Source organism: Acrocarpospora sp. B8E8 (genome assembly GCF_039871605.1).
In the GTDB taxonomy this organism is placed as follows: Bacteria; Actinomycetota; Actinomycetes; order Streptosporangiales; family Streptosporangiaceae; genus Acrocarpospora; species Acrocarpospora macrocephala.
The window spans coordinates 119,446-145,514 of record NZ_JBDPLV010000020.1 but is presented as its reverse complement, the minus strand read 5'-3'; the positions used below and the strand labels follow the sequence as shown (position 1 = coordinate 145,514).

At 68.6% G+C, this 26,069-nt stretch carries 27 protein-coding genes and 1 riboswitch; of the genes, 16 read left to right on the top strand and 11 right to left on the bottom strand.

Annotated features, from left to right (window positions below; genetic code table 11):
• Nucleotides 1–101: 101 nt before the first annotated feature.
• From ABGB08_RS21280 to ABGB08_RS21270, 3 genes are all read left to right on the top strand, one after another.
• A complete protein-coding gene (locus tag ABGB08_RS21280) occupies nucleotides 102–380 on the top strand; it encodes a hypothetical protein (RefSeq protein ID WP_347592850.1) in 279 nt (92 codons plus the stop codon).
• On the top strand, nucleotides 380–592 hold the full coding sequence (locus tag ABGB08_RS21275) for a hypothetical protein (RefSeq protein ID WP_347592848.1): 213 nt from the start codon (nucleotides 380–382) through the stop codon (nucleotides 590–592). Before ABGB08_RS21280 ends, ABGB08_RS21275 begins: the two co-directional genes overlap by 1 nt.
• Before the next feature lie 99 nt (nucleotides 593–691).
• Nucleotides 692–928: a hypothetical protein gene (locus ABGB08_RS21270; RefSeq protein ID WP_347592846.1), complete on the top strand. Its 237-nt coding sequence runs from the start codon at nucleotides 692–694 to the stop codon at nucleotides 926–928.
• 46 nt (nucleotides 929–974) lie between these two features.
• On the opposite strand, the gene ABGB08_RS21265 is transcribed toward ABGB08_RS21270, so the two are convergent.
• Complete coding sequence (locus tag ABGB08_RS21265) at nucleotides 975–2,099, bottom strand: hypothetical protein (RefSeq protein ID WP_347592844.1); 1,125 nt, start codon at nucleotides 2,097–2,099, stop codon at nucleotides 975–977.
• A gap of 96 nt (nucleotides 2,100–2,195) precedes the next feature.
• Nucleotides 2,196–3,824, bottom strand: a complete 1,629-nt coding sequence (locus ABGB08_RS21260; RefSeq protein ID WP_347592842.1) for an isovaleryl-CoA dehydrogenase — start codon at nucleotides 3,822–3,824, stop codon at nucleotides 2,196–2,198.
• A 106-nt stretch (nucleotides 3,825–3,930) separates the two neighbouring features.
• On the opposite strand from ABGB08_RS21260, the gene ABGB08_RS21255 reads away from it, so the two are divergent.
• The 4 genes from ABGB08_RS21255 (at nucleotide 3,931) to ABGB08_RS21240 (ending at nucleotide 6,694) form a co-directional block, all read left to right on the top strand.
• Nucleotides 3,931–4,482: a sigma-70 family RNA polymerase sigma factor gene (locus ABGB08_RS21255; RefSeq protein WP_218038726.1), complete on the top strand. Its 552-nt coding sequence runs from the start codon at nucleotides 3,931–3,933 to the stop codon at nucleotides 4,480–4,482.
• 10 nt (nucleotides 4,483–4,492) lie between these two features.
• Entirely contained in the window at nucleotides 4,493–5,377 is an 885-nt protein-coding gene (locus ABGB08_RS21250) for a maleylpyruvate isomerase N-terminal domain-containing protein (protein WP_347592840.1), read from the top strand.
• Nucleotides 5,378–5,450: 73 nt separating this feature from the next.
• Complete coding sequence (locus ABGB08_RS21245; RefSeq protein ID WP_347592838.1) at nucleotides 5,451–6,038, top strand: helix-turn-helix domain-containing protein; 588 nt, start codon at nucleotides 5,451–5,453, stop codon at nucleotides 6,036–6,038.
• Entirely contained in the window at nucleotides 6,035–6,694 is a 660-nt protein-coding gene (locus ABGB08_RS21240; RefSeq protein WP_347592836.1) for an SRPBCC domain-containing protein, read from the top strand. Before ABGB08_RS21245 ends, ABGB08_RS21240 begins: the two co-directional genes overlap by 4 nt.
• A 5-nt stretch (nucleotides 6,695–6,699) precedes the next feature.
• On the opposite strand, the gene ABGB08_RS21235 is transcribed toward ABGB08_RS21240, so the two are convergent.
• Complete coding sequence (locus ABGB08_RS21235; protein WP_347592834.1) at nucleotides 6,700–8,325, bottom strand: ankyrin repeat domain-containing protein; 1,626 nt, start codon at nucleotides 8,323–8,325, stop codon at nucleotides 6,700–6,702.
• Nucleotides 8,326–8,432: 107 nt separating this feature from the next.
• Here ABGB08_RS21235 and ABGB08_RS21230 point away from each other — a divergent pair, with 107 nt between their 5' ends.
• Entirely contained in the window at nucleotides 8,433–9,224 is a 792-nt protein-coding gene (locus tag ABGB08_RS21230) for a DUF1707 domain-containing protein (protein WP_347592832.1), read from the top strand.
• A gap of 17 nt (nucleotides 9,225–9,241) precedes the next feature.
• On the opposite strand, the gene ABGB08_RS21225 is transcribed toward ABGB08_RS21230, so the two are convergent.
• The 4 genes from ABGB08_RS21225 to ABGB08_RS21210 are packed head-to-tail and all read right to left on the bottom strand — an operon-like array spanning nucleotide 9,242 to nucleotide 12,559.
• On the bottom strand, nucleotides 9,242–9,988 hold the full coding sequence (locus tag ABGB08_RS21225; protein WP_347592830.1) for a sirohydrochlorin chelatase: 747 nt from the start codon (nucleotides 9,986–9,988) through the stop codon (nucleotides 9,242–9,244).
• Nucleotides 9,970–10,698 (bottom strand): phosphoadenylyl-sulfate reductase, encoded by a 729-nt coding sequence (locus ABGB08_RS21220; RefSeq protein ID WP_155352079.1) that lies wholly within the window; start codon nucleotides 10,696–10,698, stop codon nucleotides 9,970–9,972. The genes ABGB08_RS21225 and ABGB08_RS21220 overlap by 19 nt, the downstream gene beginning before the upstream one ends.
• A gap of 29 nt (nucleotides 10,699–10,727) precedes the next feature.
• Nucleotides 10,728–10,880 carry an Insertion element protein gene (locus ABGB08_RS21215; protein ID WP_347592828.1) on the bottom strand — a complete coding sequence of 51 codons (153 nt, stop codon included), beginning with the start codon at nucleotides 10,878–10,880 and terminating at the stop codon, nucleotides 10,728–10,730.
• Nucleotides 10,877–12,559 (bottom strand): nitrite/sulfite reductase, encoded by a 1,683-nt coding sequence (locus ABGB08_RS21210; protein ID WP_347592826.1) that lies wholly within the window; start codon nucleotides 12,557–12,559, stop codon nucleotides 10,877–10,879. Before ABGB08_RS21210 ends, ABGB08_RS21215 begins: the two co-directional genes overlap by 4 nt.
• 569 nt (nucleotides 12,560–13,128) lie before the next feature.
• Between ABGB08_RS21210 and ABGB08_RS21205 the strand changes: the two genes are divergently transcribed.
• The 5 genes from ABGB08_RS21205 to ABGB08_RS21185 all read left to right on the top strand — a co-directional run bounded on the left by ABGB08_RS21205 (nucleotide 13,129) and on the right by ABGB08_RS21185 (nucleotide 18,623).
• Nucleotides 13,129–13,530: a YccF domain-containing protein gene (locus ABGB08_RS21205; RefSeq protein ID WP_347592824.1), complete on the top strand. Its 402-nt coding sequence runs from the start codon at nucleotides 13,129–13,131 to the stop codon at nucleotides 13,528–13,530.
• Nucleotides 13,531–13,706: 176 nt separating this feature from the next.
• Nucleotides 13,707–14,597, top strand: coding sequence for a YihY/virulence factor BrkB family protein (locus ABGB08_RS21200; RefSeq protein ID WP_347592822.1), 891 nt, complete (start codon nucleotides 13,707–13,709; stop codon nucleotides 14,595–14,597).
• A 30-nt stretch (nucleotides 14,598–14,627) separates the two neighbouring features.
• Nucleotides 14,628–14,730, top strand: a riboswitch (ZMP/ZTP riboswitch).
• A gap of 27 nt (nucleotides 14,731–14,757) precedes the next feature.
• Nucleotides 14,758–16,023, top strand: coding sequence for a serine hydroxymethyltransferase (gene glyA, locus ABGB08_RS21195; protein WP_347592820.1), 1,266 nt, complete (start codon nucleotides 14,758–14,760; stop codon nucleotides 16,021–16,023).
• A 745-nt stretch (nucleotides 16,024–16,768) separates the two neighbouring features.
• Nucleotides 16,769–17,794 carry a ribosome small subunit-dependent GTPase A gene (rsgA, locus tag ABGB08_RS21190; protein WP_347592818.1) on the top strand — a complete coding sequence of 342 codons (1,026 nt, stop codon included), beginning with the start codon at nucleotides 16,769–16,771 and terminating at the stop codon, nucleotides 17,792–17,794.
• 103 nt (nucleotides 17,795–17,897) lie between these two features.
• A complete protein-coding gene (locus ABGB08_RS21185; protein WP_347592815.1) occupies nucleotides 17,898–18,623 on the top strand; it encodes a phosphoribosyltransferase family protein in 726 nt (241 codons plus the stop codon).
• Here ABGB08_RS21185 and ABGB08_RS21180 read toward each other — a convergent pair.
• Complete coding sequence (locus tag ABGB08_RS21180) at nucleotides 18,612–18,962, bottom strand: DUF1304 domain-containing protein (RefSeq protein ID WP_347592813.1); 351 nt, start codon at nucleotides 18,960–18,962, stop codon at nucleotides 18,612–18,614. The genes ABGB08_RS21185 and ABGB08_RS21180 overlap by 12 nt on opposite strands.
• A 63-nt stretch (nucleotides 18,963–19,025) precedes the next feature.
• Here ABGB08_RS21180 and ABGB08_RS21175 point away from each other — a divergent pair, with 63 nt between their 5' ends.
• Entirely contained in the window at nucleotides 19,026–20,402 is a 1,377-nt protein-coding gene (locus ABGB08_RS21175) for a cytochrome ubiquinol oxidase subunit I (RefSeq protein ID WP_347592811.1), read from the top strand.
• Between the two features lie 12 nt (nucleotides 20,403–20,414).
• On the top strand, nucleotides 20,415–21,413 hold the full coding sequence (gene cydB, locus ABGB08_RS21170; RefSeq protein ID WP_347592809.1) for a cytochrome d ubiquinol oxidase subunit II: 999 nt from the start codon (nucleotides 20,415–20,417) through the stop codon (nucleotides 21,411–21,413).
• Between the two features lie 50 nt (nucleotides 21,414–21,463).
• On the opposite strand, the gene ABGB08_RS21165 is transcribed toward cydB, so the two are convergent.
• The 3 genes from ABGB08_RS21165 to ABGB08_RS21155 form a co-directional block, all read right to left on the bottom strand.
• A complete protein-coding gene (locus ABGB08_RS21165) occupies nucleotides 21,464–21,778 on the bottom strand; it encodes a WhiB family transcriptional regulator (protein ID WP_081898622.1) in 315 nt (104 codons plus the stop codon).
• Between the two features lie 114 nt (nucleotides 21,779–21,892).
• Nucleotides 21,893–22,798 carry a sucrase ferredoxin gene (locus ABGB08_RS21160; protein ID WP_347592807.1) on the bottom strand — a complete coding sequence of 302 codons (906 nt, stop codon included), beginning with the start codon at nucleotides 22,796–22,798 and terminating at the stop codon, nucleotides 21,893–21,895.
• A gap of 99 nt (nucleotides 22,799–22,897) precedes the next feature.
• Entirely contained in the window at nucleotides 22,898–24,409 is a 1,512-nt protein-coding gene (locus tag ABGB08_RS21155; protein ID WP_347592805.1) for a glycerol-3-phosphate dehydrogenase/oxidase, read from the bottom strand.
• A gap of 82 nt (nucleotides 24,410–24,491) precedes the next feature.
• Between ABGB08_RS21155 and ABGB08_RS21150 the strand changes: the two genes are divergently transcribed.
• On the top strand, nucleotides 24,492–26,057 hold the full coding sequence (locus ABGB08_RS21150) for an FAD-binding oxidoreductase (RefSeq protein ID WP_347592880.1): 1,566 nt from the start codon (nucleotides 24,492–24,494) through the stop codon (nucleotides 26,055–26,057).
• Nucleotides 26,058–26,069 lie beyond the last annotated feature (12 nt).

Sequence of the window (26,069 nt, the reverse complement as noted above, 5' to 3'; positions counted from 1 at the left end):
GAGCGGAGACTACGGCGAGAATGGGCGGATGAGGGAGCGGGTTTAGCGCACGATCTGGCTCTTACCAGTCCCGAGGGCCGAGGCCGCCTGCCATTGCCGTTATGCACGAGATCGGCCTGGTCTCTTCCTCCAATGCCAATTTCGTCCGGTCGGTGCGCACCGGCAGAGCCGACATCGTCGAACTCGGCCTGGTGGTTAAGCGCGAACTTGAACCGCCCTGCCTGCCCAAGCCGTACGTCAAGTCAGTCCTTTCCCTGTACCGCGGCTCTGACGTCTCTGCCGCCCGTGCCGTCGACCTGCTGTTCGACACGTGGACCGAGGACGAGCTTCCGTCGGTGCCGGAACTGCCAGAGAATGCGATCTGGGAGTTCGTGTCGTAATGGAGGTTGCGAGCGAGACGTTCGTCTTCGACACAGGCCCACTGAGCGCCTTCGCCACCAACAACTGGTTAGGCGTGCTCAAGGCTGTGGTCGGTAAGCGCCGTGCCGTCATCCCGGACGTCGTCGTGGCGGAACTGATGGAGGGCGAGGCCAAGGATTCGCGCATCGGTGCCGCCCTCACCGCAGACTGGATCGAACACCGCGAGCTCTGATCTCAGGCCGAGAGGGAGGCGTTCGCCGACTTCTCGGAACTGCTGGTCGTCGGCGACAAGAACATCGGTGAGGCGGGGGTGCTCGCCTTGGCGAGAACGATGAGGGCCACGGCCGTCGTGGACGACGGTGCGGCGAGGAAGGCTGCAGCCTCCTTCAACATCGACTACTGCCCCACACTGCGGCTGCTGTGCTGGTCCATCAGAGACGGCCTGCTGACTGTCCCGCTCGTCGCCGAACTGGCCGACGACCTGCTGTTCAGCAAGTATCATCTGCCGTTCCGACCTGGCGGCTTCAAGCTGTGGGCCGAGGAGAACGGCCTTCTCGACGGCCCTTGAGCCGCGGCGGGTACACATCTCCTCACGGGCTCCAGCGGGCGCGCTCCTAGGTGATCTTTGGGCCGGGCATCGGGTTCTTCTGGGCCACCTGGTGGGTGTTGCTGGGATCGATGGCCATCTGGGCGAACTTCTGCATGACCAGCGTGTAGAACTCCTCCTCGTCCGTGACGAATGGGTTCTCCTTGACGACTTGTTCCATCACCATCTGCCGGATCGTGGTGAAGCTCGCGCCACCCTGCTCGTCGGCCCACCCCAGTCCATCGACGATCGTCTCGTAGAAGGGCGCCAGCCTGGGGTCGATATCACCCCGCGAGATGGTGCCGATGATGACGTTGATGATGCGGTTGCCCACGCGGTCGTTGCGGGGATCGGAGCCGTCGGGGTTGTAATAGATGACGATCTTGTCGGCCTTGGGGATCTCCTCCAGCGGTGTGTCTCCCAGGAAGGCCTTGAAGTTCAGAATGAAGTCCCTGACGTCGCTGCCCTGCTCAAGCAGTGGGATCAGGGCGTCGACCATCTTCATGCTGAGCTGCTGGGACTTGGTGTTGAGCACGATCCGCCGGGCGATCCCGTTGTAGGGAGCGGAGCGCACATTCTTGTTGCGGAAGTGGAAGTAGTCGGCCCCTTTCAACGCGGAGTCGTAGTCGTCGTCCCAGTTCTGGGCCTCTAGGGTGTACAGGTTCCTCTCGAGGCCGGAGATGCAGTACTTCGCGAGCTCCAGCACGTGGATCGGCTTCTTGAGATACTCGCCGTCGAATTTGCTCATGGAGCTGTAGAGATCGGTCTTCCGCTCCAGGTACGCATCGCTGTGGGTACCCGTCGTGGCGTCGTAGAACGTGTAGTACTCGTTGGCGATGAACTCATGGTCGGCGGTCTTCTTCACCGACAAGGGCGCCTGCGCCCAGTTGGTCGCGTTCCGGTTCTGCGCCCGTGGCCGGAAGGGAAGGGCGTTGCCGTCTTCCTGATCACTGCGCTCCGCGGAGTCGTCTTCGGACTTGCTGGTCAGCGTAGTGGTGATCGTGGGGTTCAGGCCGACGTCCCCCGGGGTGTCGGCGTCGTCGCCGGGCTGGGTGGTCGTCGTGGTGTTCTGTTGAAGCCCCCGAAGTGCATCGGAAAGCTGCGAGCCGGGTTTGATCCCTTTAGGGCGCTGCCGTTTCGTCTTTTTGAACACAGAGCCTTCTCCCGTCGATCCGGGCACCCATGGTTGGACACCGCTTGCGTTCTGTGCACTAGCGAGAACGACAGAGAACTCTGGCCTTGACCGCTGTCAGCACGGCGTCGCCGCCTGCTGATCGCGGCGCCCAAGGTCGATAATTGCGTCCAGGTCTGCGTTCTGCAGGGTTCCGTAGGTTCCGCCGTGGTTTCCGGATAGGCGGGAGGTGCAGAAGGCGTCGGCGAGGGGTTCGGGGGCGTGGCGTACCAGTAGGGAGGCTTGGAGGAGGAGGGCCATTTGCTGGGCGATGTGGCGGGCGTTGGATTCGGTGTGGGTGGTGAGGGTTTTTTGGAGGTCGGTGAGGGTGGTGGCGATGCGGGGGTCGTCGGCTAGGGAGACTTCGGTGAAGAAGGCTTCGACGGCTTCGGGTTGGCGGGTGAGGACGCGCATGAGGTCGAGGGCGGCGACGTTGCCGGAGCCTTCCCAGATGCCGTTGAGTGGGGATTCGCGGAACAGGCGGGGCATGCCGGATTCTTCGACGTAGCCGTTGCCGCCCAGGCATTCCAGGGCTTCTGCCGCGTGGGCGGGGGCGCGTTTGCAGATCCAGTATTTGGCGGCGGCCAGAGCCGTACGGCGGAAGAGGCCTTCGGGGGCGGAGCCGGTGACGGCGCGGTCGGTGGCGCCGGCGAGGCGCATCATCAGGATGGTGGCGGCCTCGGATTCGAGGATGAGGTCGGCCAGGACGTTGCGCATGAGGGGCTGGTCGATCAGGGCGCGGCCGAAGGCGTGGCGGTGGCGGGTGTGGTGGACGGCGCGGGTGACGCCGAGGCGCATGCCGGCGGCGGAGCCGATCACGCAGTCCAGGCGGGTCATGTTGACCATTTCGATGATCGTCCGTACGCCGCGGCCTTCTTCGCCGACGAGGTGGGCGATCGCGCGGGAGTACTCGACTTCGGCGGAGGCGTTGGAGCGGTTGCCCAGTTTGTCCTTCAAACGCATCAGGCGCATCGCGTTCAAGGAACCGTCGGGCAGTACGCGGGGGAGCAGGAAGCAGGACAACCCACCAGGAGCTTGCGCGAGGACCAGGAACGCGTCGCACATGGGGGCGGAGTTGAACCATTTGTGGCCGGTCAAGGCGAAGGTTCCGTCGCCGAGGGGTTCGGCCACGGTGGTCCCGGCGCGTACGTCGGAGCCGCCCTGCTTCTCCGTCATCGCCATTCCGGCCAGCACGCCCCGCTTCTCGGCCGCCGGACGCAACCCGAAGTCGTACGCCCGCGAAGCCAGCAGTGGCTCCCACTCGGACGCCAGCGCGGGCGCGTGACGCAACGCCGCGACCGACGCGTACGTCATAGAAATCGGGCACCCATGCCCGGCCTCCACCTGGGACCACACATAGAACTTGGCCGCCCGCGCCACATGCGCCCCGGGCCGGGCCGACGTCCACGGCGTCGCGTGCAGCCCGTTCTCGACGGCGACTGCCATCAATTCGTGCCAGGCCGGATGGAATTCCACCTCATCGATGCGATGCCCATACCGGTCATGCGTCCGCAATACCGGCGGGTACTCGTTGGCCAGCCGCCCCCACTCCTGCGCCCGTGCCGTGCCCGCGAGGATGCCGAGCTGCCGGAGCTCCCCGCCCGCCCAGCCGGCGCCCTCACGGTCGAGCGCCGCCAGCAGTTGAGGATCGGCCGAAACGTCGTGTCCGATCATCGGCGGGGGCTGATTGATCACATCATGAGACACTTGATCCTCCTAAACGGGTAATCTCTTCATCCATCTCAACATCTCACGCGAATAGTGCGATGCTCGGGTCGCGCGGACGAACCGATGCTCAGCAGGGGAGGTGCCAGTGGAGGCACCGGTTGTCGACGACCGTCTGCTCCACCAGCGCGTCGTGGGTGGAGACGAGACGGCTCTCGGCGAGCTCTACGACCGCTTCGCCGCTCTTATTTTCGGTCTGGCCGTGCGGGTCACCCGCGATCGGGTCGTCGCCGAGGACATCGCTCAGGAGGTTTTCGTCACCTTCTGGGAACGTCCGCTGGCGTACGATCCCGAACGGGGTTCGCTTCGGGCCTGGCTGGCGACGATCGCGCATCGGCGCGCGGTCGATCATGTGAGGAGCGAGGAACGGCGGAAGGTCAGCGTGCTCGGGCCGCGCGTGTACGAGCGGCCGGACGAGCTGGAGGATACCGTGCTCGCCGCCGACGAGGCGATCCGGGTGCGGCACGCGGTCACCACACTGCCCGGCGCGTTACGCGAGGTGATCGAACTCGCGTACTACCGGGGCAGGACTTATCGTCAAGTGGCCGATGAACTCGGCATACCGGAGGGCACCGCGAAGTCACGTATCCGGCTTGGCCTGCGAAAACTCGCCGAATCCCTGGGAGGGGAGCAACCATGAGGGGGTGGCGATGAGCCTCGAACGTCTCTATCTGGACACTCTGGCCGAGACGGCCGAAGAGCTGCCCACGTCCCGGGCTCGGCTCCTGGCCGCGGCGGCCTCCCGCCGCCGCCCCGCACCCGCGGCTCCCGGCTGGGCCGCGCCGTACGCGGGACGGGTCGCCGCGATGGACGCGCTCCTGGCCTCGGCCGAACACTGGGACCAGGTCATCGTCGAAGGCTGGACGCTCCAGGAACTGGTCGCCCACCTGGCGGCCAAGGACGGTCTGCTCGCCGCCGCCATCGGCGCGCCGGTGCTCGGCCCGCCGATCGCCGTCAACGAGGCCCTGGCCAGGACCCGGGAACTCCAGGACTTCGGGCGTGACCGCACACCCGTGGAAACCCGCCAATTCTGGCGCGAGCAGGCCGACGTGGTCTGCGCCCGGCTAGCTGAGGTGGATCCCGACCAGGTCGTGGACACCAACGGCGCGCCTTTCGCGATCCGCGACCACCTGCTGGCCCGCATGCTCGAAACCTGGATCCACACCGCCGACGCCGCCACCTTCAACGGGGTACGGCTCCCGCACCCCGTCGCCGAACACATCCACCCGGCGGCCGACTTCTGCGCCCGCCTCGTCCCGTGGACCATGCTGCTGTCCGGCTTCGACGCCACGTCCCGGTCGGTACGGCTGACGCTCACCGGCTCCGGTGGCGGCGACTGGCACATTCCGCTGGATGTGTCCCACGTGGCGGAGCCGTACCAGGGCGAATCCACCGATGTCGCCCTCACTTGTGACGCCGTTGAGTTCTGCTTCCTGCTTGGCGGGCGCGGCGACGACTTCACCTGGGACATCGACGGCGACGCCGCCCTCGCCGCCGACCTCCTCACGGCCGCCCCCGCTCTGTCCGGCCCCTGATCTTTCCAGCCCGGACGTCGCTGGGGCATCGCGGCAATTGACAGAATTATTTGTCTAATGCTTCGATGCCCGCATGGCCGAGATGGTGCTCATGGATGAGCCGGAGCGGGTGCGGTTGGCGTTGTCGCCGCCGCGCCGCCAGATCCTTGATCGGCTGCGTGAACCCGCGTCCGCCGCCCAGGTGGCCGCTGAGCTGGGCATGCCGCGCCAGCGGGTCGGATATCACTTCCGGATGCTGGAGCGGGCGGGGCTGATCGAGCTCGTCGAGGAGCGTTCCCGGCGCGGCTGCGTGGAGCGGATCATGCAGGTCGCCGCCAGCGCCCTCCTGGTCGACCCGGGCATGCTCATCCAGGACACGTTCACCGCGATCGCCGACCGGCACGCCGCCGAGCATCTCGTCGAGGTGGCCGCCGGAACCGTCCGGGACGTGGCCCGGATGAACGCCAACGCCGAACGGCAGGGCGTCCGGTTGCTCACCTTCACCCTGGAAGCCGAGGTCCGGTTCGCCGAACCGGGCGACGTGCACGAGTTCACCGACCAGCTCGCCGCGGCCATGGCTCAAGTGGTCGCCCGTTTCGACCACGCCGGCGGGCGTCCGTACCGGTTGGTTGCCGGGGGTCATCCGGCGCCGCATCCGTCCCGACCTGAGGATCAGAAATGAGCGAAGAAGGATTCATCGTAGAAGTCACCATCGCCGCGCCGGTGGACGCCGTGTGGCGGGCGCTGCGCGAGCCGGAGGAGATCCGGCGCTGGCACGGCTGGCATTTCGACGGCCTCGACAAGGAGATCGAGGTCATCTACCAGGAGAACGCGGTCGAATCGGCCGAGGAGCGTTGGCTGGACCTGGGCAACGACCGCTTCGAGCTCACCGACCTCGGCGACACGACCCGCCTCCGGCTGACCCGCGCCCCCAAAGGCGGAAACCCCGACTGGGACGCCTACTACGACGACATCAACGAGGGCTGGACCACCTTCATCCACCAGCTCAAGTTCGCCCTCGAACGCCACCCCTCCGCCGACCGCCGCACCATCTTCACCTCTGGTACGGCTTCCGCCGACATCTTCGACCTGGCCGGCCTCACCGCCATCGCCGACCTCCCGCCGGGCACCCCGTACGCGGCGAATGGCCTGACCGGCCAGATCTGGTACCGCTCACCCAACCAGATCGGCGTAACCGTCACCGAATGGGGCGACGGCCTCCTGGTCGCCGGCCGGGGCAGCGGCGACAACTCAATGCTCGTCCTCACCACCTACGACCTCGACGACGATACCTTCGCCGCCCTCGAATCCCACTGGAGCTCCCTGCTCACCGCGTGATGCTCCTAGTGGGTCAGGTCGGAGAAGTCGAGGTTGAGGTGGGCGGCGGCTTCCAGGGCCAGGTCGCGGGTGTAGTCGTCGTTGGGGTCGTCGGGATCGGTTTCGCAGAGGATGCGGTGGATGGCGTTGATGGCGCGACCGTCGTGGCGGGCGGCCAGCGCCGCGGCGGCCTCGGCGGTGGTGCTCAGGTCGGGGTCGCTGAGGCGGGCGGAGAGGGCTTCGAGGATACGGGGGTCGTCGAAGTCGTCGCGGTTCAGGTTGGCGAGGCCGTTGGTGGCATAGTCGCGGACCTCGGGGGAGGGGTGCTGGGAGAGCGCGATGAGGGTGGACAGGCCCTCGGCGTGGCCGGGCGGCAGGACCGCACACAGGGCGATCGGGTCGCGGAAGGACTGCTCGCGCCCAGGTCCGCCGATGATGGCCAGGACCTCGGGGAGCGCGCGAGGGTCGCCCTGCTGTCCCAGCGCGCTCAGCACCGAGTCCAGCACCCGGGGATCGGCTTCACGCTCGGCCAGCCGTTGCAGGGCCGGCAGCGTCCGCTCCAGATAGGGCCGCGAGTCGGCGGTGAAGCCGAACTGCGACAGCACATTGACCCCGAATTCCCTGGTCATCGGGTCAGAGGAGGCACACAACTCGGCCGCGGCCCGGAAGGTCTCATCATCGTGCCGGTTCTGCACCGAATGCACGGCCGCCCACCACGTCTCCCCATCCGCGTCCCGATCCCGGTACGGCAAAGCCCGCGCGACCAACTCGGCGACCGGGGTCCGGATGCCCAGCGCATCCTCCAGAATCGTGGCCACCGCGGCATGCCCTCGCTGCATGGCCAGCCGTGTCCCGCCCGCCTCCACCTCCACCAACTCGGTCCCATCGGCAGCGTGCGACCGGCTGACCACCAGGATCACGCCGCGCGAATCGCCCTCGCCCCGAGCGCGCTCACCGTGAATGTGCTCACCTTGATCGCCCTCACCTTGAGCGCCCTCACGCTGCACGCGCTCAGCCGGAGCACCTTCACTGACACCGATCTTGCTGGATTCGTTCCGGATCTCGCTGGAAGTGGGGCCCGTGTCGATCTGGGAGGTCAGTAGGGCCTCGATGTCGGTTTCTGATAGCTCTAGGGCGATTTCCAGGGCTCTGGCTCCGCTTTCGTCTGGTTTGGCGGGGTCGGCGCCGTGTTCGAGGAGGGACCAGACGATGCCGTACGCACCGAATCGGGCGGCGGCGGTGAGGGGGGTGTGCGGACAGCCCGCGTCGGGGGTCGCGCCGCCGTCCAGCAGGACGTCGACGGTGGCCAGGTGGCCGAGACTCGCGGCCCAGAGCAGCGCCGTCCAGCCGCCGCCTTCGGCCGCGTCCGGGTTCGCGCCGCCGTCCAGCAGGGCGCGGACGGCTTCGTCGTGGTCCCAGCAGGCGGCGGCGCACAGCGGGAGGCCCTCGTCCTCGCCGTGACTGGGCAGGTCGGGATCCGCGCCATATTCCAGCAGCAGGCGGATCATCTCGCCGTTGCCGTGCACGGCCGCTTCGTAGAGCGGGGTCGTGCCGCGGGCCGGGTTCAGGTCCATGCCCGGACGGAGGAACTCACGCGCCCGTTCCAGGTCGTCCTCCGCCACCGCGGCCATCAGCTCACTGCCTGTCACCATTCCATCGTCACACAGTCGCGAACCTCCTCAGGCCACGGGCGGGGTGACGCCGGAATCGTCCCTGCGGAGGATCGAGACGGGGGCACTGGGAGGCTAGATTCGAGGGTATGAACGAGCCAGGCGGAATGCGCGCGTCGGACGCGGAGCGCGAAGCCGTTGTCGAGCGGCTGCGGGACGCGTCGGTGGAGGGGCGGCTGACGCTCGCCGAGCTGACCGAACGCACCGAGGCGGCCTATCTCGCCCAGACGCACGCCGAACTGGCGCAGATCACCGCGGACCTCCCCGCCGGCATGGACCGGCCCGCTCCCGCCTTTCCCGCCGTGTCCAGGTCGAAGGGCAAGGCCAGGAAGTGGTTCGTGGCCGTCATGGGCGACACCAAGCGGCGTGGCAAGTGGCGGATCGACCAGGAGATCGGGGTCGTCTGCGTGATGGGCGACGTCGTGCTCGATCTGCGCGAGGCCGAGGTCAGAACCAACGAGGTCGACATCGTCGCCACCAGCGTGATGGGCGACATCAAGATCATCGTCCCGGACGGGGTGGACGTCGAGCTCAGCGGCATGTCCATCATGGGCGACAAGAAGGTCAAGGTCGTCGAAGCGCCTCCCGGCCAGAACGTCCCCGTCGTCCGCGTCCGCGGCTACGCCATCATGGGCGACATCAAGATCATCGGAGACTCCCGGGCCGAGCCCATCAAACGCACCTGGGCCGCCTGGAGCGAATGGTGGCTGGACCGCCGCCGCCAGGCCGACGACGCACTCGGCAACCCCGCCCACGGCGCCCTCCGCGACGCCCACGCCGCCTGGCGCCAACTCCACCGCGGCACACCCCCACCCCCCTCCCCACCCCAACCACCACCCCCACCGCCCTACACCCCACCTCCAGACCCCTCCCGCTGGTAATCCACTCAGCCCTTGTTCTACGCGGAGGCGATGTGGATTCGGCGGTGGAGGGCCTCGGTGTAGCGGGTGAGGATCAAGGTGGTGAGTTCGGGGGCGGCGCCGAGGACGCCGGACACTGTGTGGGCGCCTGCGGAGAGGGTTTCCCTGGTTACCTTGTCGGCGAAATGGCCGGGGGCCAGGAGGTAGGGGGCCACGACCACGCGGGGGGCGCCGGTGTGGAGGAGGCGGGTTACCTCGGTGGCGGGGGTGGGGGTGGTGGCCGAGGCGAAGGCGGGGGTGACCGACCACCAGGGGCGGGAGCGTGACCACTCGGTGGCCAGGCGGGTGATTGTCGCGTTGGCGCGAGCGTCGCTGGATCCGGCCGAGACGAGGACGACGGCGGTGTCAGGGTCGCCCAGGGGGATTCCGGCCTCGGACAGGCGGCGTTCGAGAGCCGCGGTCAGCAGCGGATGCGGGCCGAGGGCGTCGCCCAGATGCACGGTCAGGCGCGGGCGGCGGGCGGTGGCCTCGCGGAGGGCGGCGGGGATGTCGACGCGGGTGTGGTACGCCGCCGTGAGCAGCAATGGCAGGACTACCGCCGTGTCCAGGGTGGCCAGGGCTTTGGCGAGGGTGGGTGGGGCGTGGTCCAGATAGGCGGTGCGGATGTCGAGGTCGGGGCGCGCGAGCCGTACCTGATCGAGGAGGGTGGCCACTACGGCGGCGGCGCGCGGGTCGCGGGACCCGTGTGCCACCGCCACCAGCGGGACTACAGGTGAATGCCGCATTCGATCTTTCCCAGGCCCGCCCAGCGGCCGGCGCGCGGGTCCTCGCCGGGGGCGACCTGACGGGTGCAGGGGGCGCAGCCGATGGACGGGTAGTTGTCGTAGTGCAGCGGGTTGATCAGGACGCCGTTGTCGGCGATGTAGTTGTCGACCTCGTCCTGGGTCCAGCGCGCGATCGGGTTGACCTTCACCATCTGCCGCTTCGCGTCCCATTCGACCACGCGGGTGTTCGCGCGGGTCGGGGACTCGTCCCGGCGAATGCCGGACACCCACGCCAGGTACGGCTCCAGCGCCCGGTTCAACGGCTCGACCTTGCGGAGAAAGCAGCAAAGGTCGGGATTGCGGCCATGCAGGCGGGGGCCCAGGTCACGATCCTGCTCGGCGACCGTCCGGGACGGCGTCACGTTGATCACGTTGACCGGGTAGACGGCCTCGACCGCGTCCCGGGTGCCGATGGTCTCGGCGAAATGGTAGCCCGTGTCGATGAAAAGCACGTCGACGCCCGGCTTGACCCGGCTGACCAGGTCGATCAGCAGGGCGTCGCTCATCGAGGAGGTCAGACAGAGGCGGTCGCCGAACGTGGCCGCGGCCCAGCGGATGATCTCGCGCGCGGGGGCGTCCTCCAGGAACTCGGCGGCGGACTCGACGATGCTCTGCAGGTCGAGAACGCCGCGCTGACGCTCCAAGCCGACTTCAATGTCCACCAATGTCATCTCATTACTCCTCATCACGTCGTGGGAGGTTAGAACCGCACGCCTATGCCAAGAAATTTCACCCGGAAGGCGCGGGCGCAGGCCCGGCAGTACCAGCCGTACGGCTCCTCGTCGGAGACGTAGGGTTCCAGGTCCTCGTCGCCGCAGTAGGGGCAGTAGAACGGGACGGCGCGCTCGCTCACTTGAGGTCGCTCTCGTCGGCCCGCTGGACCCAGTTGGCGAAGGTCTCGCCGTCGTTCTTCTGCTTGCTGAAGTTGCTGACCACGCGCTCCACGTAGTCGGGAAGCTCCTCGGCGGTGGCCTTCAGGCCGCGCACCTTGCGCCCGAAGCCGGGCGTGGCGCCGAGCGAGCCGCCCAGGTGGATCTGGAAGCCCTCGACCTGCTCGCCGCGGTCGTTGACGACGAGCTGGCCCTTCAGGCCGATGTCGGCGACCTGGATGCGGGCACAGGAGTTGGGGCACCCGTTGACGTTGATCGTCAGCGGGTCCTTGAAGTCGGGGAGCCGGTTCTCCAGCTCGTGGATGAGCGTGGTCGCGGTCGCCTTGGTCTCGACGATCGCGAGCTTGCAGTACTCGATGCCGGTGCAGGCCATCGTCTGGCGGCGGAACGTGGACGGGTTGACGTGCAGGTCGGCGGCCTCCAGCTCGGCCACGATCGAGTCGACCTGGTCGGGGGCGATGTCGAGGATGACCATCTTCTGCTCGACCGTGGTGCGGACCCGGTCGGAGCCGTGCCGTTCGGCGATGTCGGCGACGCGGTGCAGGGTGTCGCCGTCCACGCGGCCGACCTTGGGGGCGAAGCCGACGTAGAAGTTGCCGTCCCGCTGGGGGTGCACGCCGACGTGGTCGCGGCGGCCGCCTCTGGGCTGCTCGGGCGCGGGGCCGTCGGGGAGCTCGTAGCCGAGGTAGTCCTTCTGGAGCACGTCGCGGAAACGTTCGGGGCCCCAGTCGTTCATCAGGAACTTGATCCGGGCGCGGTGGCGCAGGCGGCGGTAGCCGTAGTCGCGGAAGATGCCGACCACGCCGCCGTACACGTCGGCGACCTGGTCGGGGCGGACGAACACGCCGAGACGCTTGCCGATCATCGGGTTGGTGGACAGGCCGCCGCCCACCCACGCGTCGAAGCCGGGCTCGCCCGCCTCGTTGACGACACCGACGAAGGCCACGTCGTTGATCTCGTGCACGGTGCAGTGCGCGGGGCAGCCGCTGACCGCCGACTTGAACTTGCGCGGCAGGTTGGAGAACGCCTTGTCGCCGATGAACTTCTCGTAGATCTCGGCGATCTGGGCGGTGCCGTCGATGACCTCGTCCACGTCCACACCGGCCAGCGGGCAGCCGAGGATCACGCGGGGGGTGTCGCCGCAGGCTTCGGTGGTGGACAGGCCGACCTCGTCGAGGCGGCGCCAGATCTCCGGGACCGACTCCACCTCGACCCAGTGCAGCTGCACGTTCTGGCGGTCGGTGATGTCGGCGGTGCCCCGGCCGAACTCGTTGGAGATGTCGGCGATCACCCGGAGCTGGCGGAGGCTGAGCTGGCCGCCGTCGATGCGGATGCGGAGCATGAAGTAGCGGTCGTCCAGCTCCTCCGGCTCCAGGATCGCGGTCTTGCCGCCGTCGATACCGGGCTTACGCTGCGTGTACAGCCCGTACCACCGCATCCGGCCGCGCAGGTCGGCGGGGTCGATCGAGTCGAAGCCGCGCTTGGAGTAGATGTCGATGATCCGCTGACGGACGTTGAGGCCGTCGTCGTTCTTCTTGTTCTCCTCGTTCTTGTTCAGCGGCTCCCGGTAGCCGAGGGCCCACTGGCCTTCGCCACGCGGGCGCTTGTGGTGCCGGTTGCCTGGGCGGGCCGGGGTGCTCATGGCTGGTCCTTTTCCGAGGAGCTGGGGCACTGGGCGGCACGTGAGCAGGCTTTCCTCCCGCCTCGCCGTCGAGTGCGGGGGCACACAAAAAGACGCCTGTTCACGCGCCCACAATTAAGAGAAAGGGGCGACGGTCAACGGGCGTCAGTACAGATAGCGCTACGGACACGCAGAAGATCGACGTGACGTCGCACGACGAGCATCGGATCCGCTGGCATGCCCCAACGATACCCCGCGTACCACAGATGTCCAAGTTCGGGTCCAGAGTGTGGACTCTGATCATCTATCGGTCGCCGGGGGTGGGTCCGCCACACCGCGAATATGTCTGACCAAATGGTCACATGTAAAGCGGGTCAGCCCTGCCTCAGCCAGTTCACGGGTGGCTCGGGCTCGTGTTCCTCGTGCTGCCCGGAGCCGCTGGGCTTCTGGGGTTTTGTCTGGTGCTGGCAGTCGCACCAGGAACCGCCCCGGCACTCGTCGTGATGCCGGTTCTTGCAGGCTTCGCAGATCATGTGTCGGATCCTGCCCGGCCCATGGGGTTTCACCTGCCGGTGTGGGAGGGTCGGAGCGTGAAGGTTCTCGGGTTCGTGCTGAACGTGATCTGGCTGGTGTTCTGTGGGATCTGGATGGCGCTCGGGTATGTGGTCGCGGGAATCGTGTGCTGCGTGCTGATCGTGACCATTCCCTTTGGCATCGCGGCCTTCAGGATCGCTGGATACGTCTTGTGGCCCTTCGGGCGTACCACCGTGGCGAAGCCCGGAGCGGGGGCGCCGTCGCTCGTCGGGAACGTGATCTGGCTGATCTTCGCGGGGTGGTGGCTGGCGATCGGGCACATCATCACGAGCGTCCCGCTTTTCGTGTCGATCATCGGGATCCCGTTCGGGTGGGCGAATCTGAAGATGATCCCGATCTCGTTGATGCCGCTGGGGCGCGAGGTGGTGCCCACCGACCGGAAGTTCGGGGAGCGTTGATGCCCGCACTGGGTCAGGGACCGTATCCTGGGCTGTTAAAGATCCGTACTATTCGCCGCCGCGGCGGGTAGTCCGTGGTTGAACCCAGGATTCCACGAATACGGTTGGGTGCCATGACGTCCACGGACGCTCCGTCGCGTAGGCCCCGCTCTGCGGGTCACAAGTCACGCCTCGGCATGGCGCGTGCCCGGGCCGGGATGGAACGCCTGGCCGGAAGCGGATTCTGGTCGCTGGTCAAGGCGACCACGATGGCGGGCGTCAACTACCGCGTCACCGGCCTCGCGGGCGAGGCGGCCTTCTTCGCGCTGCTGTCGCTGCCGCCGTTCGCGCTCGGGCTGCTGGGCGTGCTGGGGCATCTGAGCGGCATGCTGGGCGAGGCGACGATCGTCGCCATCCGGCAGTCGGTGATCCAGAACGCCGACCTGCTGTTCAGCCCGGACGCGATGAAGAGCGTGGTCGAGCCGCTGCTCAGCGACGTGCTCGACGGGGGCGAGGTGTCGCTGATCTCGGTGGGGTTCCTGCTCTCGTTGTGGTCGGGGTCCCGCGCGCTGTTCGTGTATGTGGACCTGATCTCCATCGCGTACGGACTTGGGGAGACCCGGGGGATCATCAGGACCCGGCTGATGTCGTTCGGCCTCTACCTGGCGGCCCTGCTGATCGGCCTGGTGGTGATGCCGATCCTGGTGATCGGGCCGACGCTGCTGGCCAACGCGCTGCCCGGCTACGAGGGGCTGGTCGGGGTGCTCTACTGGCCGGTCGTGATCGTCGGCTCGGTGCTGATGCTGACCATGCTCTACCACGTCAGCGTGCCGAGGCGGACGCGCTGGTGGCGGGAGGTCCCGGGGGCGGTCCTGGCGCTGCTCATCTGGATCCTGTGCGCCGCCGTGCTGCGCGAGGTGCTGGCCGCCTGGTTCCAGCCGCTGTCCATCTACGGGTCGCTGGCCGCGCCGATCGCGGTGCTGCTGTGGCTGTACATCACCGCGCTGGCCGTGCTCATCGGGGCCACCCTTAACGCCGAGGTTGACCGGTTGTGGCCGCTGGCCGGAACCGGCCGCCGGGTGGAGTAACTCCCGTCGCCGCGGACGGCTCCGATAAGGTGGCAGGGTCGCGACTGGCGCTGACGTCGCCCTGCGGGCGCGTCGCTAGGTGGGGCACCACCGGGGAGCGAACCTGCGGAGGCCGTGCGCCTGGGTCACCGCGGCTGTCAACGTGGACAAGGAAGGCGCCATGGCTGAGAACTCGCTGCACGTCGTCGATCCGGAGATCGCCGAGCTGATCAAGGCGGAGGAGCGGCGGCAGGCCGACACGGTCAAGCTGATCGCCTCGGAGAACTACGTGTCCAAGGCCGTCCTCGCGGCGACCGGGACCGTGCTGACCAACAAGTACTCCGAGGGTTACCCGGGCAAGCGCTACTACGAGGGCCAGCAGGTCATCGACCAGATCGAGGCCTTGGCCATCGAGCGCGCCAAGGCCGTGTTCGGGGTCAACCACGCCAACGTCCAGCCCTATTCGGGCTCGCCCGCCAACCTGGCCATCTATCTGGCCTTCCTGCAGCCCGGCGACACGGTGATGGGCATGGGCCTGCCGTTCGGCGGCCACCTCACCCACGGCTGGTCGGTCTCCGCCACCGGCAAATGGTTCAACCCCGTGCGGTACGGCGTGCGTAAGGACACCGGCCGGATCGACCTGGACGAGGTCCGCGAGATCGCCCTCAGGGAACGCCCCAAGCTGATCTTCTGCGGCGGCACGGCGATTCCGCGCACGATCGACTTCCCGGCGTTCGCCGAGATCGCCCAGGAGGTCGGAGCGGTCCTGGCGGCCGACATCGCGCACATCGCCGGCCTGGTCGCGGGTGGGGCGCATCCCTCGCCGGTCGGGCACGCAGATGTGATCTCCACGACCACCCACAAGACGTTGCGCGGCCCCCGCGGCGCGATGCTGATGGCCACCTCCGACGAGCACGCCACCGCGCTCAACAAGGCCGTTTTCCCCGGCCTGCAGGGCGGGCCGCACAACCACACGACCGCCGCCATCGCGGTGGCGCTGCACGAGGCCGCCACCGAGGACTTCCGCGACTACGCGCGCCAGGTCGTGCTGAACGCGAAGGCCCTGGCGGAGGAGCTGATCAGCCGGGGCTTCGACCTGGTCTCGGGTGGCACCGACAACCACCTGATCCTGATGGACCTGACGCCCAAGGGCATCGGCGGCAAGCCGGCCGCCCAGGCCCTGGACAAGGCCGGTCTGGAGACCAACTACAACACGGTTCCGTTCGACACGCGCAAGCCGTTCGACCCGTCGGGCATCCGGATCGGCACCGCCGGGGTGACCAGCCGGGGCATGGGCGTGGCCGAGATGCGGCAGATCGGCGCCTGGATGGACCAGGTCGTCTCCGCTCTGGCGAAGGACGAGGACGAGGCCAAGCACGTCATCACCCGAGTCCACGGCGAGGTCCGCGAGCTCACCTCGCACTTCCCGGCCCCCGGTCTCAGCTGAGTTCCCGGTTGCTCGCCGTTATCCGGCGCCGTTTACGTCCGCGTTGGTTCTCGCCGTACCGGCGCCAAGGGTGGCCGGGTCTCCGGCGCTCGTGAACTTTGAGGGTCCGTGTTCCAGATGTGGTTCGCGGACCCTCGATCGTGTTCGCCGTTGGGCGATTCGTGAGTTCAATCCGTTTTGGTGCGCCGCTGGGCGGCCTATGAGCTCAATCCGATCCAGGTCGCCCGTGCGCGCGTGCCCGGACCTCGACGATCCTCACCTTGACGTCGCCCGCGTGCGCGTGCCGCGGCGGCCAGGGACCACGATCGGCACTCGTGACCTCGGCCGGTTGCGTGCTGGTGGCACTGCGCATCAGCCTCGCCTGCGCCGCCCTGGCCACTCGCCGGACCATCTCCCGACGCTCGGGCTTCTCGGATCGCCCGCGATGCGGTTCGGCCAGGTTGCCCGTGCGCGCGGTGACGCGCTCGTTCGCGTGTCGTGGGTAATTTGTTTGCTGGCGGGTTGAGGTTTTCAGTAGGGTGTTTCGCGTTGGCCGTCCGGTCGAGGGTGGTCGTGGAGGAATGGGAGGTGAGGACATGCGGGTGTTTCTGACGTGCCTGCCGTCCAACAGCCTCCGGGTGTGCCTCTGAGTTGAGGGCCCGGGTTTTCCGAAGGGTTTCCTCCATTGTTCTCGCCAGAATTCTCTGGTTCTTTTGATCTTGTAAAGCTCGGGTGGCAGGAGTCCGCCGAGCTTCCTGAGGGCCTGGTGCCCGCCCGGGTCGCCCGCGTCGATCGCGGTGTGGCCGAAGTCCTGGCCGCCGATGGCCAGCACCAAGCCAAGTACGGCGCCCGGATCCGCCGGGCCTCCGCCGAGAATCCGGTCGAGTTGCCCTGCGTGGGCGACTGGGTGGCGCTGCGCTACCTGCCGGAAGGGCGGTACGAGCTCGATCACGTGCTGCCGCGGTCGAGCGCGTTCGTCCGGGGCGGGGTGGGACGGGTGTCCCGGGGCGGCCTGTCGGGCGACGGGCAGGGGCACGTGCTGGCCGCCAACGTCGACGTCGTCTTCGTCACCGAGCCGTCCATGCACGCGAGCGACTTCGCCGACCTGGGCCGGATCGAGCGCATGGTCGCGCTGGCCTGGGAGAGCGGCGGCACGCCGGTGGTGCTCATCACCAAGGCCGACCTGTTCGATCAGGGCCTGGACGAGCTGCTGGCCGACGTGGCCGGGGTCGCGCCCGGCGTGGACGTGCACGCGGTGTCCTCGCTCACCGGGGACGGGGTGGACGTGGTCCGTACCTACCTGGACGGCGCGAAGACCGCCGTCGTGCTCGGGCCGTCCGGCGCGGGCAAGTCGACGCTCGTCAACGCCCTCGCCGGGGACGGCGTCATGGAGACGCAGCAGGTGCGGGCCGGGGACGGCCGGGGACGGCACACGACCGTGCACCGCGAGATGATCCTGCTGCCCGCCGGCGGCTTGATCATCGACACCCCCGGCATCCGCCGGGTCGGCCTGTACGACATCAGCGACGGCGTCGACCTGGTCTTCTCCGACATCGAGGAACTGGCGGAAGGCTGCCGTTTCGGCGACTGCTCGCACACCTCGGAACCGGCCTGCGCCGTGCTGGCCGCCGTGGACTCCGGCGACCTGCCGGAACGCCGGCTGGAGAGCTGGTTCAAGCTCCAGCGGGAGGCTGCCTGGATGGCCCGCCGCAGCGACGCCCGCCTCCGGGCCGAGGAAACCCGCAAATGGAAGATCATCCACAAGAGCGTACGAGGCCGCAGCCGTCCGTGATCGAGTCCGGCGCCCTCGGACCCGGGCGCCGGGAGCTGCGGGATACGACGGCCTTTACGCGTGTCGGGTGATTGGGTCGGGTATGTCAAGGGTTGTGGCTCGGATGGAAATAACGCTTCCGTTCGTGGACCGGGAGGAGGCGGGCGAACTGCTCGCCGAGGCCATGGTCGGCCTGAGGCTGCCCGACCCGGTTGTCCTGGCGCTGCCGCGCGGCGGAGTGCCGGTGGCCGTCCCGATCGGGGCGCGGCTGAACGCGCCCGTGGACGTGCTGGTCACCCGGAAGATCGGCCACCCGGTTCAGCCTGAGCTCGGCCTGGGCGCGATCGCCGAGGGCGGTGAACCGGTCTTCGATCACTCCATGCTGCGACATGTCGGGCTGGAGCCGGAGGATCTGGCGGTGATCGTCGCCCGGGAGCGGGATGAGCTCGCCCGCCGAGTCGAGGTCTACCGGGGCGGCCGCGGCCTGCCGCCCCTGGCCGGACATGACGTCATCGTGGTCGACGACGGCCTCGCCACCGGCGGCACCGCCAGGGCCGCCCTCCGCGCGGTCCACACGATCATGCGCACCCAGGCCGCCGTGGACCAGACGACCACACGATCCGGAAAGCGAGATACCCGACCCGCGGCCGACGCGCGTCCGGGCACGGTCACGCTGGCTGTTCCGGTGGCCGCCAAGCAGACCGTGCAGGCATTGGCCGGCGAGGCCGACGAACTCGTCGTGCTGGCCGTGCCCTCCCACTTCCGGGCCGTCGGCCAGCACTACATCTCGTTCGACCAGCTCACGGATGCCGATGTGCTGTCGTTGCTCGCCAGGAGCTCAGCTCAGTAGGACCAGGACGAGGGCGAGTGCGGCGGGGGCCGCCTGGACGTACAGGATTCGGCGGCTGACGGTGGCGGCGCCGTACAGGCCGGCGACGATGACGCAGGCCAGGAAGAAGGTGAGGACGGCGGGGTCGCGGCCGAGGAGGCCCCAGATGAGGCCCGCGGCGAGGAAGCCGTTGTAGAGGCCCTGGTTGGCGGCGAGGGCGCGGGACTGGGTGGCGAAGTCGGGGGTGGTGCCGAAGGCGGCGCGGCCGCGGGGGGTGGTCCAGAGGAACATTTCCAGGATCAGGATGTAGACGTGAATTGCGGCGACGATGCCTACCAGGGCATATGCAGCGACGATCAACGTAACCTCCGATATAGAGCGCGCCTTGACGTTAGGTGATCGACGGTCACGTACGGTGATTTCGTGGACGCTTTGGATCTGGCGCGGTGGCAGTTTGGGATCACCACGGTCTACCACTTCCTGTTCGTGCCCGTCACCATCGGCCTGGCGTTCCTGGTGGCGATCCTGCAGACGGTGTGGCTGCGCACGGGCAACGCCGCGCACCTCCGGGCGACCAAGTTCTTCGGCACGCTCTTTCTGATCAACTTCGCGATGGGCGTGGTCACGGGCATCGTGCAGGAGTTCCAGTTCGGGATGAACTGGAGCTCCTACTCGCGTTTCGTGGGGGATGTCTTCGGGGCTCCGCTGGCGATCGAGGCGCTGCTCACGTTCTTCCTGGAGTCCGTCTTCCTCGGCCTGTGGATCTTCGGGTGGAATCGCCTGCCGCGGCTGGTGCACGCCGCCTGCATCTGGCTGGTCGCGATCGGCTCGGCCCTCTCCGCGTACGCCATCCTGGTGGCCAACTCGTTCATGCAGTGGCCGGTCGGGTTCGCCGTGCGCGGTTCCCGGGCCGAGCTCACCGACTTCGGCGCGGTGTTCGGCAACAAGGTCGCGCTGGCCACCTTCCCGCACGTGCTGCTGGCCAGCTGGCTGACCGGCGGCGTGCTGATGGCCTGCGTCGCGGCCTGGCATCTCAGGCGCCGCCGCAACGTGGCGGTGTTCCGCATGCCGATGCGGCTGGCCATGGCCGTGACGGTCATCACGGGCACGGGCATGCTGTTCACCGGCGACAACCTGGCCAAGGTCATGGTGCAGACCCAGCCGATGAAGATGGCCGCCGCCGAGGCGCTCTACGAGACCGCCCAGCCCGCGCCCTTCTCGCTCTTCACCATCGGCACCCTGGACGGTTCCGAGCCGATCTTCTCGATCGGTGTCCCCGGCCTGCTGTCGTTCCTGGCCACCGGCAGCTTTGACGGCAAGGTCCTGGGCATCAACAACATTCAGGCCCAATATCAGAAAATTTATGGACCTGGCCACTATGTGCCCTACATTCCGATGGCCTACTGGGCCTTCCGGCTCATGATCGGGTTCGGGATGCTGGCCGTGCTGATCGCGCTGGTGATGCTCTGGCTGACCCGGCGGGGTCGGCTGCCTGAGAACAGATGGGTATGGACGGCGACGATCTGGGCGGTCGTCCTGCCGTTCCTGGCCAACAGTTTCGCCTGGATCTTCACCGAGATGGGCCGCCAACCCTGGATCGTGTTCGGCCAGATGAAGACCGCCGCGGGCGTCTCGCCCAACGGCATCGGCCACGTCGTGACCTCCCTGGCCGCCTTCACCCTCCTGTACGGCGCGCTCGCCGTCATCGAGGTCCGCCTCCTCCTGAAGTACGGCAGGCAGGACCCGCCCCCCGAGCAACCCGCCACCGAGGACGACGGCCCGCTGGCCTTCGCGTACTGACCCGGAGCTGAGATGGACCTGACCGACGTCTGGTTCGCCGCGATCGCGGTGTTGTGGATGGGCTACTTCATCCTGGAGGGGTTCGACTTCGGGGTGGGCGCGCTGCTGCCGGTCCTGGCCTCCGGCGACACCGAACGCCGGGTGATGATCAACACGATCGGGCCGGTGTGGGACGGCAACGAGGTGTGGCTGATCACGGTGGGCGCCGCCATGTTCGCGGCGTTTCCGGAGTGGTACGCGACGCTGTTCAGTGGGTTCTACCTGCCGATGCTGGTCATCCTGCTGACGCTGATCGTGCGCGGGGTGGCGTTCGAGTACCGGGCCAAGCGGGACAGCGTGCGCTGGCGGCGGGGGTGGGACTGGTGTCTCATCGCCGGGTCGATCGTGCCGGCGGTGTTGTGGGGGGTGGCGTTCGGGAACATCGTGCGGGGGGTGGAGCTGGACGCGCGGCACGATTATGTGGGGAGTTTCTGGGATCTGCTCAACCCGTACGCGCTGCTCGGCGGCCTTACTACTTTGGCGCTATTTGTCACCCATGGGGCGATATTTCTGGCGTTGAAGACGGTGGGGGAGATCCGGGAGAAGGCGGGGGCGCTGGCCCTGAAGGCGGGCTTCGTGGCGGGGGTGCTGGTGGCCGGGTTCCTGGTGTGGAGCCAGTTCCATGGCGGGTCGGCGGTGTCGATCGCGCTGGGGGTCGTCGCGGTGGTCGTGTGGGCGCTGGCGGTGGCGGCGATCGCGGTGGGGCGGGAGGGGTGGGCGTTCACGGCGTCCGCGGTGGCCATCGGCCTCGTCACGGTGACGCTTTTCGCGGTGCTCTATCCGAACGTGCTGCCGGCCGTAAATCCGGCCAACAGCCTGGCAACGACAAATGCCGCGGCCACCGCCAAGACCTTGAGGATCATGACGTGGGTCGCGGTGCTGTTCCTGCCGCTGGTGCTGATCTACCAGTCGTGGACCTACTGGGTGTTCCGCCGCCGGATCGGCGTACGGAACATCCCAGCGGGCCACTGACGCGTGTCGGGGAGGGTGGGCGGACCCGTTGTGGAAAGACCCGGGGGTTCTTACGCGACGGCGCTGATGCCGGCGCTCGCGGCGCGCCGCATCCGACGACGGCGCTCGGAGGCGCGCTCGTCCTCGTTCAGGCCGCCCCACGTGCCGTACTTCTCCGGCCTAGACAGGGCGTAGTCGAGGCACTCGGCACGGACCGGACAACCGGCGCAGATGGCCTTGGCCTTGCGCTCGCGGATGTCACGCTCCGGCTGACGCTCGCCGTCGGGGCCGAAGAACAGCACAAGGTCCTCTCCCCGGCACGCGGCATCATCCTGCCAACCCCAACTGGGGCGGGGGCGGGCGAGCTGCCGACGTACCTGAGACATGAGAAACCACCTTTGGTGAGAGGTATTTCAGAGTTTGTGCCGCATTGGACGCTTATGGCGTCCCTGCATCCAACGCAATAACTGCCCGTGGTGTTCCCGGCTCCTGGCGAAGCCTCAGGTCAAGGCCGGGGTGAGCAAGCTCAGCTCGGCCAACCTGTAGGTCGAGATCTCTTCGGCGCAGGCGAGACCACACGGTGCCGCGAACACCGCAGGTTCGACCACTACCCGAAATCGCGACGATCCAGCGGGGGCATTGTGAACAACAATGCACACCGTGGTGTCGCCATTCGACCGGGAGGATTCCACGGCCACTGCGCCGACCGAGAGCTCGCCCGTGTGGGACCGGACAAAATGCTCGGCGGCTTGCGATGGCTCAGGGATACCCGCGCGCCCCCGGAAGCGGTCGAGGACGACCTCGCCGTGCCGGTACGCGTTTGCCGCCGCGATCGCAGCAGCCTGAGACATGCTGCCGTAGTAAAGCCCGTGTGGCAAGCACACGAGGTTAGCGGCGTATCGATCGCCGCCAACATGTGTGGTTTCCCACACCTGGCCGGGTAGTTGCTCGTCGAGAAATCTCGCGAGCGGCAGTCCAATGCGGGCACAGCACGCGTTGCGCTTGGCGTGCGTGCAGACCAGAAATACCGGCTCACTGACAAGTATGCAGGACTCTGGAACCACTCCGTGCACGAGTGCGTCCAGGTCAAGATCGTCCGGGTCGTCGAAATGGCCCTCGGCCAGCCAGGGCTCGGCACCGACCGCGGAGCCCGCGAAAACGTGCAGCGGGCCGCCGGAACCGTTGCGGCGGCCGGTCCTGCGAATGAGCTGGGGGCGCACGCCGAGCGCGGTCGCGCGGTCGATCAGGGCCCGCACCTTGTCCGGCAGGCGGCACTCGTCCAGATACGCCGCCCAGGGGCCGGAATGCTCGATGAGCAGCCAGAACCGGGCGCCCACCGTCGCGCTCGCGAGGATGGGCGCTTCGCCGGTGTGCAGCGCGGCAGGATGCCCGCACCCATTGGCCATGCCCGGTTCGCCCCCCTGTGCGCGACGTTCAGAATTAGGTAATCCTAACCTTAGTGGGCCCTGTCAAACCTGCCGAATACCGGGATCCGGTCCGGGGTTTTAATCCTCGCTGGCGAAGACCGCCGCCGCAATGGGTAGCGCGGCGGCCCGGTCCTCGGGGATCAGGCCGATCCTGGTCCGGCGATCCAGGAGGTCATCCGGGTCGAGGGCGCCCTCGTGCCGGACCGCCCAGACCAGCTCGGCCCGCGTGGTCGCCAGGCCCTCGACCACCGGCCGGGCCAGCTCGGGCTCCCGCGCCATCAGGTCCTGTACGGCTGTCGCCTCCGACCCGTACCGCCGCACCAGCCGGAGCGGGGCGCCGTCGCCGCGCTGGGTCGCGCCGACCAGGGGCAGCCGGGCGGTCCTGCTGCGCGGCGCGGGCAGGCCGGTGGCGTCGACGGCGTCCTCGGCCATCCGGCGGTAGGTGGTGAGCTTGCCGCCGACCACGGTCACCACGCCGTCGGGGGAGTGCAGCACCGCGTGCCGCCGGGACAGGTCGGCCGTGCCGCCGCCGGCGGCCAGGAGGGGGCGCAGGCCCGCGTACGCGCCCGCCACCTGGTCCCGGCGCAGCGGCTCGGCCAGGACCGAGCCCAGGACCTCTAGGAGGAACTTCACGTCGCTCTCGGGGGCTTCCGGGATCTCGGGGACGGGTCCGTCTAGCGGCTCGTCGGTGAGGCCCACGTAGACGCGCCCGTCGAGTTGCGGGAGGACCAAGGCGAAACGGTTGCCCGCTCCAGGGATCGGGATGTGCAGGCCCGCTCTGAGCGTGCCCAGCGTGCCCGGGCGCAGGACCAGGTGGGTGCCCCGGGACGGCCGCAGCTCCACGCCGGGCACCAGGCCGCCCGCCCAGACGCCGGTGGCGTTGACGACCGCCTTGGCCCGGATGGTGAACTCCTGGCCGGTGAGCTCGTCGCGTACCTGCCCGCCGTCCCCGCTCAGCGCGAGCGCGCGGCAGCGGGTCAGGACGCGCGCGCCGTGCGCGGCGGCGGTCCTGGCGATCGCGAGCACCAGCCGCGCGTCGTCGGCCACCCGCCCGTCCCAGGACAGCAGCGCCCCGCGCAGGTTCTTGGGGTCGAGCGCGGGCACCAGATCCAGCGCCCGCCCGGCGGGGATCCGAGCCGGACCCGGCAGCAGCCGCCGCGGCGTGCCCGCCGTCACGCGCAGCGCGTCGCCGAGCCGGTAGCCGGTCATCGCCAGCCGGGCCTGGACCCGGGACACGTCCCCGGTCAGCGGCAGCAGGTACGGATGGGCCTGCACCAGGTGCGGGGCCGTGTGCCGGAGCAGGATGCCGCGCTCGGCCGCGCTCTCCCTGGCGATCCCGACCTGCCCCTTGGCCAGATAGCGCAGCCCGCCGTGGATCAGTTTCGAGCTCCATCGGGAAGTGCCGAACGCCAGGTCGTACGCGTCGACGGCGGCCACGGAGAGCCCGCGCGAGGCCGCGTCCAGCGCCACGCCCGCCCCGGTCGCGCCGAGGCCGACCACGAGCACGTCCACCACCCGCTCCCGCACCTCCAGCAGTTCCCTGGCGCGGCGGGCGGCGTTGAGCGAGGAGTCCGGCGAGTTCATGGTCATCCCTCAATCGCGCGTATTACTCTTTGGTAACCTAATCGAAAGGCCGGACCCCGTGGAAACTCCGAGCTCCGCCACAGAACCCATGCTCTGGTCGGGATGGGGGGATCCGGCGAAGGCGCGGGAGCTGCCGCCGAAGGTCCGCAAGCTCCTCGGCGACCTGCTGGGCGTCACCGACCCCGAGAACCCGCCCGCCAGCTTCGGCGAGGTCGAACTGCCCATCTCGGCGCTCCCCGCGCCGGTCATGACCCGGCTGAGCACCCTGGTCGGTGACGAGCACGTGCGCTGCGACGAGGACGCCAGGATCCGGCACACCCGCGGCAAGTCCACCCCCGACCTGCTCCGGATGCGCGCCGGCGACGGCTTGGACGCGCCTGACGCGGTCGTGCTGCCCGGCTCGCACAGCGAGATCCTGGACCTGCTCAAGCTCTGCGCCGAGCACCGGGTGGCGGTGGTCCCGTTCGGCGGCGGCACCTCCGTGGTCGGCGGCCTGGTCGCCTCCCGGGCCAACTTCACCGGCGTGATCGCCCTCGACCTGGCCCGGCTCAACCGGGTGCTCTCCATGGACAAGGTGTCCATGATCGCCGAGTTCGAGCCCGGCCTGCGCGCCCCCCAGGCCGAGCAGATCCTGGCCAGGCACGAGCTCACCCTGGGCCACTTCCCGCAGTCCTTCGAGTACGCCACCCTCGGCGGTTTCGCCGCCGCCCGCTCCTCCGGCCAGGCCTCCGCCGGGTACGGCCGCTTCGACGACATGGTGGTCGGCCTCACCGTGGCCACCCCGCGCGGCACCCTCGAACTCGGCCGGGCCCCCAAGTCGGCGGCGGGCCCTGACCTGCGCCAGGTCATCCTCGGCTCCGAGGGCGCGTTCGGCGTGATCACCGCCCTCCAGCTGCGGGTCAGGACCGCGCCGCGGGCCAAAGTGTACGAAGGCTGGCGGTTCGACTCGTTCACGGCGGGTCAGGCGGCGATGCGGCGGATCGCCCAGGAAGGCCCGCTGCCCACGGTGTTCCGGCTCGCCGACGAGACGGAGAGCATGATCGGGCTCTCCCGCCCCGCCGAACTCGGCACCCTGGCCGAGGCGGGTTGCGCGATGATCACCGGATTCGAGGGCTCGGAGGATGACGTGGCTCACCGGCGCGAGGCCGTGGCCGCGATCCTGTCCGAACTTGGTGGGACATATCGGGGTACCGAACCCGGCGACCGGTGGAACGAGGGCCGTTACGCCGCGCCATACCTGCGCGATTCCCTGCTGGCCGCTGGGGCCACCGTGGAGACTTTGGAGACCGCGGGCTTCTGGGCGGACTTACCACGCCTCTACGACGCCGTACGGCTCGCGCTACGCGCCACGCTCGACGACCCCCTGGTGATGTGCCACGTCTCCCACGTGTACGCCACCGGCGCGTCCCTCTACTTCACCGTGGTCGCGGCCCAAGACGACGACCCTCTCGCTCAGTGGGACCGTGCCAAGAAGGCCGTCAACAAGGCCATCGTCCTCACCGGCGGCACCATCTCCCACCACCACGGCGTCGGCCGCGACCACCGGGCCGCCTACGCCAGCGAGATCGGCGACCTCGGCGTGGAGATCGTCCGCGCGATCAAGGGGCGACTCGATCCTTACGGGATTCTCAACCCGGGTGTCCTGATCCCCTAGGAAGGGCCAAGA

Coding starts and splice junctions, on each gene's coding strand:
- ABGB08_RS21280 (WP_347592850.1), top strand. CDS start 102: ATGCACGAGATCGGCCTGGTCTCTTCCTCCAATGCCAATTTCGTCCGG.
- ABGB08_RS21275 (WP_347592848.1), top strand. CDS start 380: ATGGAGGTTGCGAGCGAGACGTTCGTCTTCGACACAGGCCCACTGAGC.
- ABGB08_RS21270 (WP_347592846.1), top strand. CDS start 692: ATGAGGGCCACGGCCGTCGTGGACGACGGTGCGGCGAGGAAGGCTGCA.
- ABGB08_RS21250 (WP_347592840.1), top strand. CDS start 4,493: ATGAGCCTCGAACGTCTCTATCTGGACACTCTGGCCGAGACGGCCGAA.
- ABGB08_RS21245 (WP_347592838.1), top strand. CDS start 5,451: ATGGCCGAGATGGTGCTCATGGATGAGCCGGAGCGGGTGCGGTTGGCG.
- ABGB08_RS21240 (WP_347592836.1), top strand. CDS start 6,035: ATGAGCGAAGAAGGATTCATCGTAGAAGTCACCATCGCCGCGCCGGTG.
- ABGB08_RS21235 (WP_347592834.1), bottom strand. CDS start 8,325: ATGGTGACAGGCAGTGAGCTGATGGCCGCGGTGGCGGAGGACGACCTG.
- ABGB08_RS21230 (WP_347592832.1), top strand. CDS start 8,433: ATGAACGAGCCAGGCGGAATGCGCGCGTCGGACGCGGAGCGCGAAGCC.
- ABGB08_RS21225 (WP_347592830.1), bottom strand. CDS start 9,988: ATGCGGCATTCACCTGTAGTCCCGCTGGTGGCGGTGGCACACGGGTCC.
- ABGB08_RS21220 (WP_155352079.1), bottom strand. CDS start 10,698: ATGACATTGGTGGACATTGAAGTCGGCTTGGAGCGTCAGCGCGGCGTT.
- ABGB08_RS21210 (WP_347592826.1), bottom strand. CDS start 12,559: ATGAGCACCCCGGCCCGCCCAGGCAACCGGCACCACAAGCGCCCGCGT.
- ABGB08_RS21200 (WP_347592822.1), top strand. CDS start 13,707: ATGGCGCGTGCCCGGGCCGGGATGGAACGCCTGGCCGGAAGCGGATTC.
- glyA (WP_347592820.1), top strand. CDS start 14,758: ATGGCTGAGAACTCGCTGCACGTCGTCGATCCGGAGATCGCCGAGCTG.
- ABGB08_RS21185 (WP_347592815.1), top strand. CDS start 17,898: ATGGAAATAACGCTTCCGTTCGTGGACCGGGAGGAGGCGGGCGAACTG.
- cydB (WP_347592809.1), top strand. CDS start 20,415: ATGGACCTGACCGACGTCTGGTTCGCCGCGATCGCGGTGTTGTGGATG.
- ABGB08_RS21165 (WP_081898622.1), bottom strand. CDS start 21,778: ATGTCTCAGGTACGTCGGCAGCTCGCCCGCCCCCGCCCCAGTTGGGGT.
- ABGB08_RS21160 (WP_347592807.1), bottom strand. CDS start 22,798: ATGGCCAATGGGTGCGGGCATCCTGCCGCGCTGCACACCGGCGAAGCG.
- ABGB08_RS21155 (WP_347592805.1), bottom strand. CDS start 24,409: ATGACCATGAACTCGCCGGACTCCTCGCTCAACGCCGCCCGCCGCGCC.
- ABGB08_RS21150 (WP_347592880.1), top strand. CDS start 24,492: ATGCTCTGGTCGGGATGGGGGGATCCGGCGAAGGCGCGGGAGCTGCCG.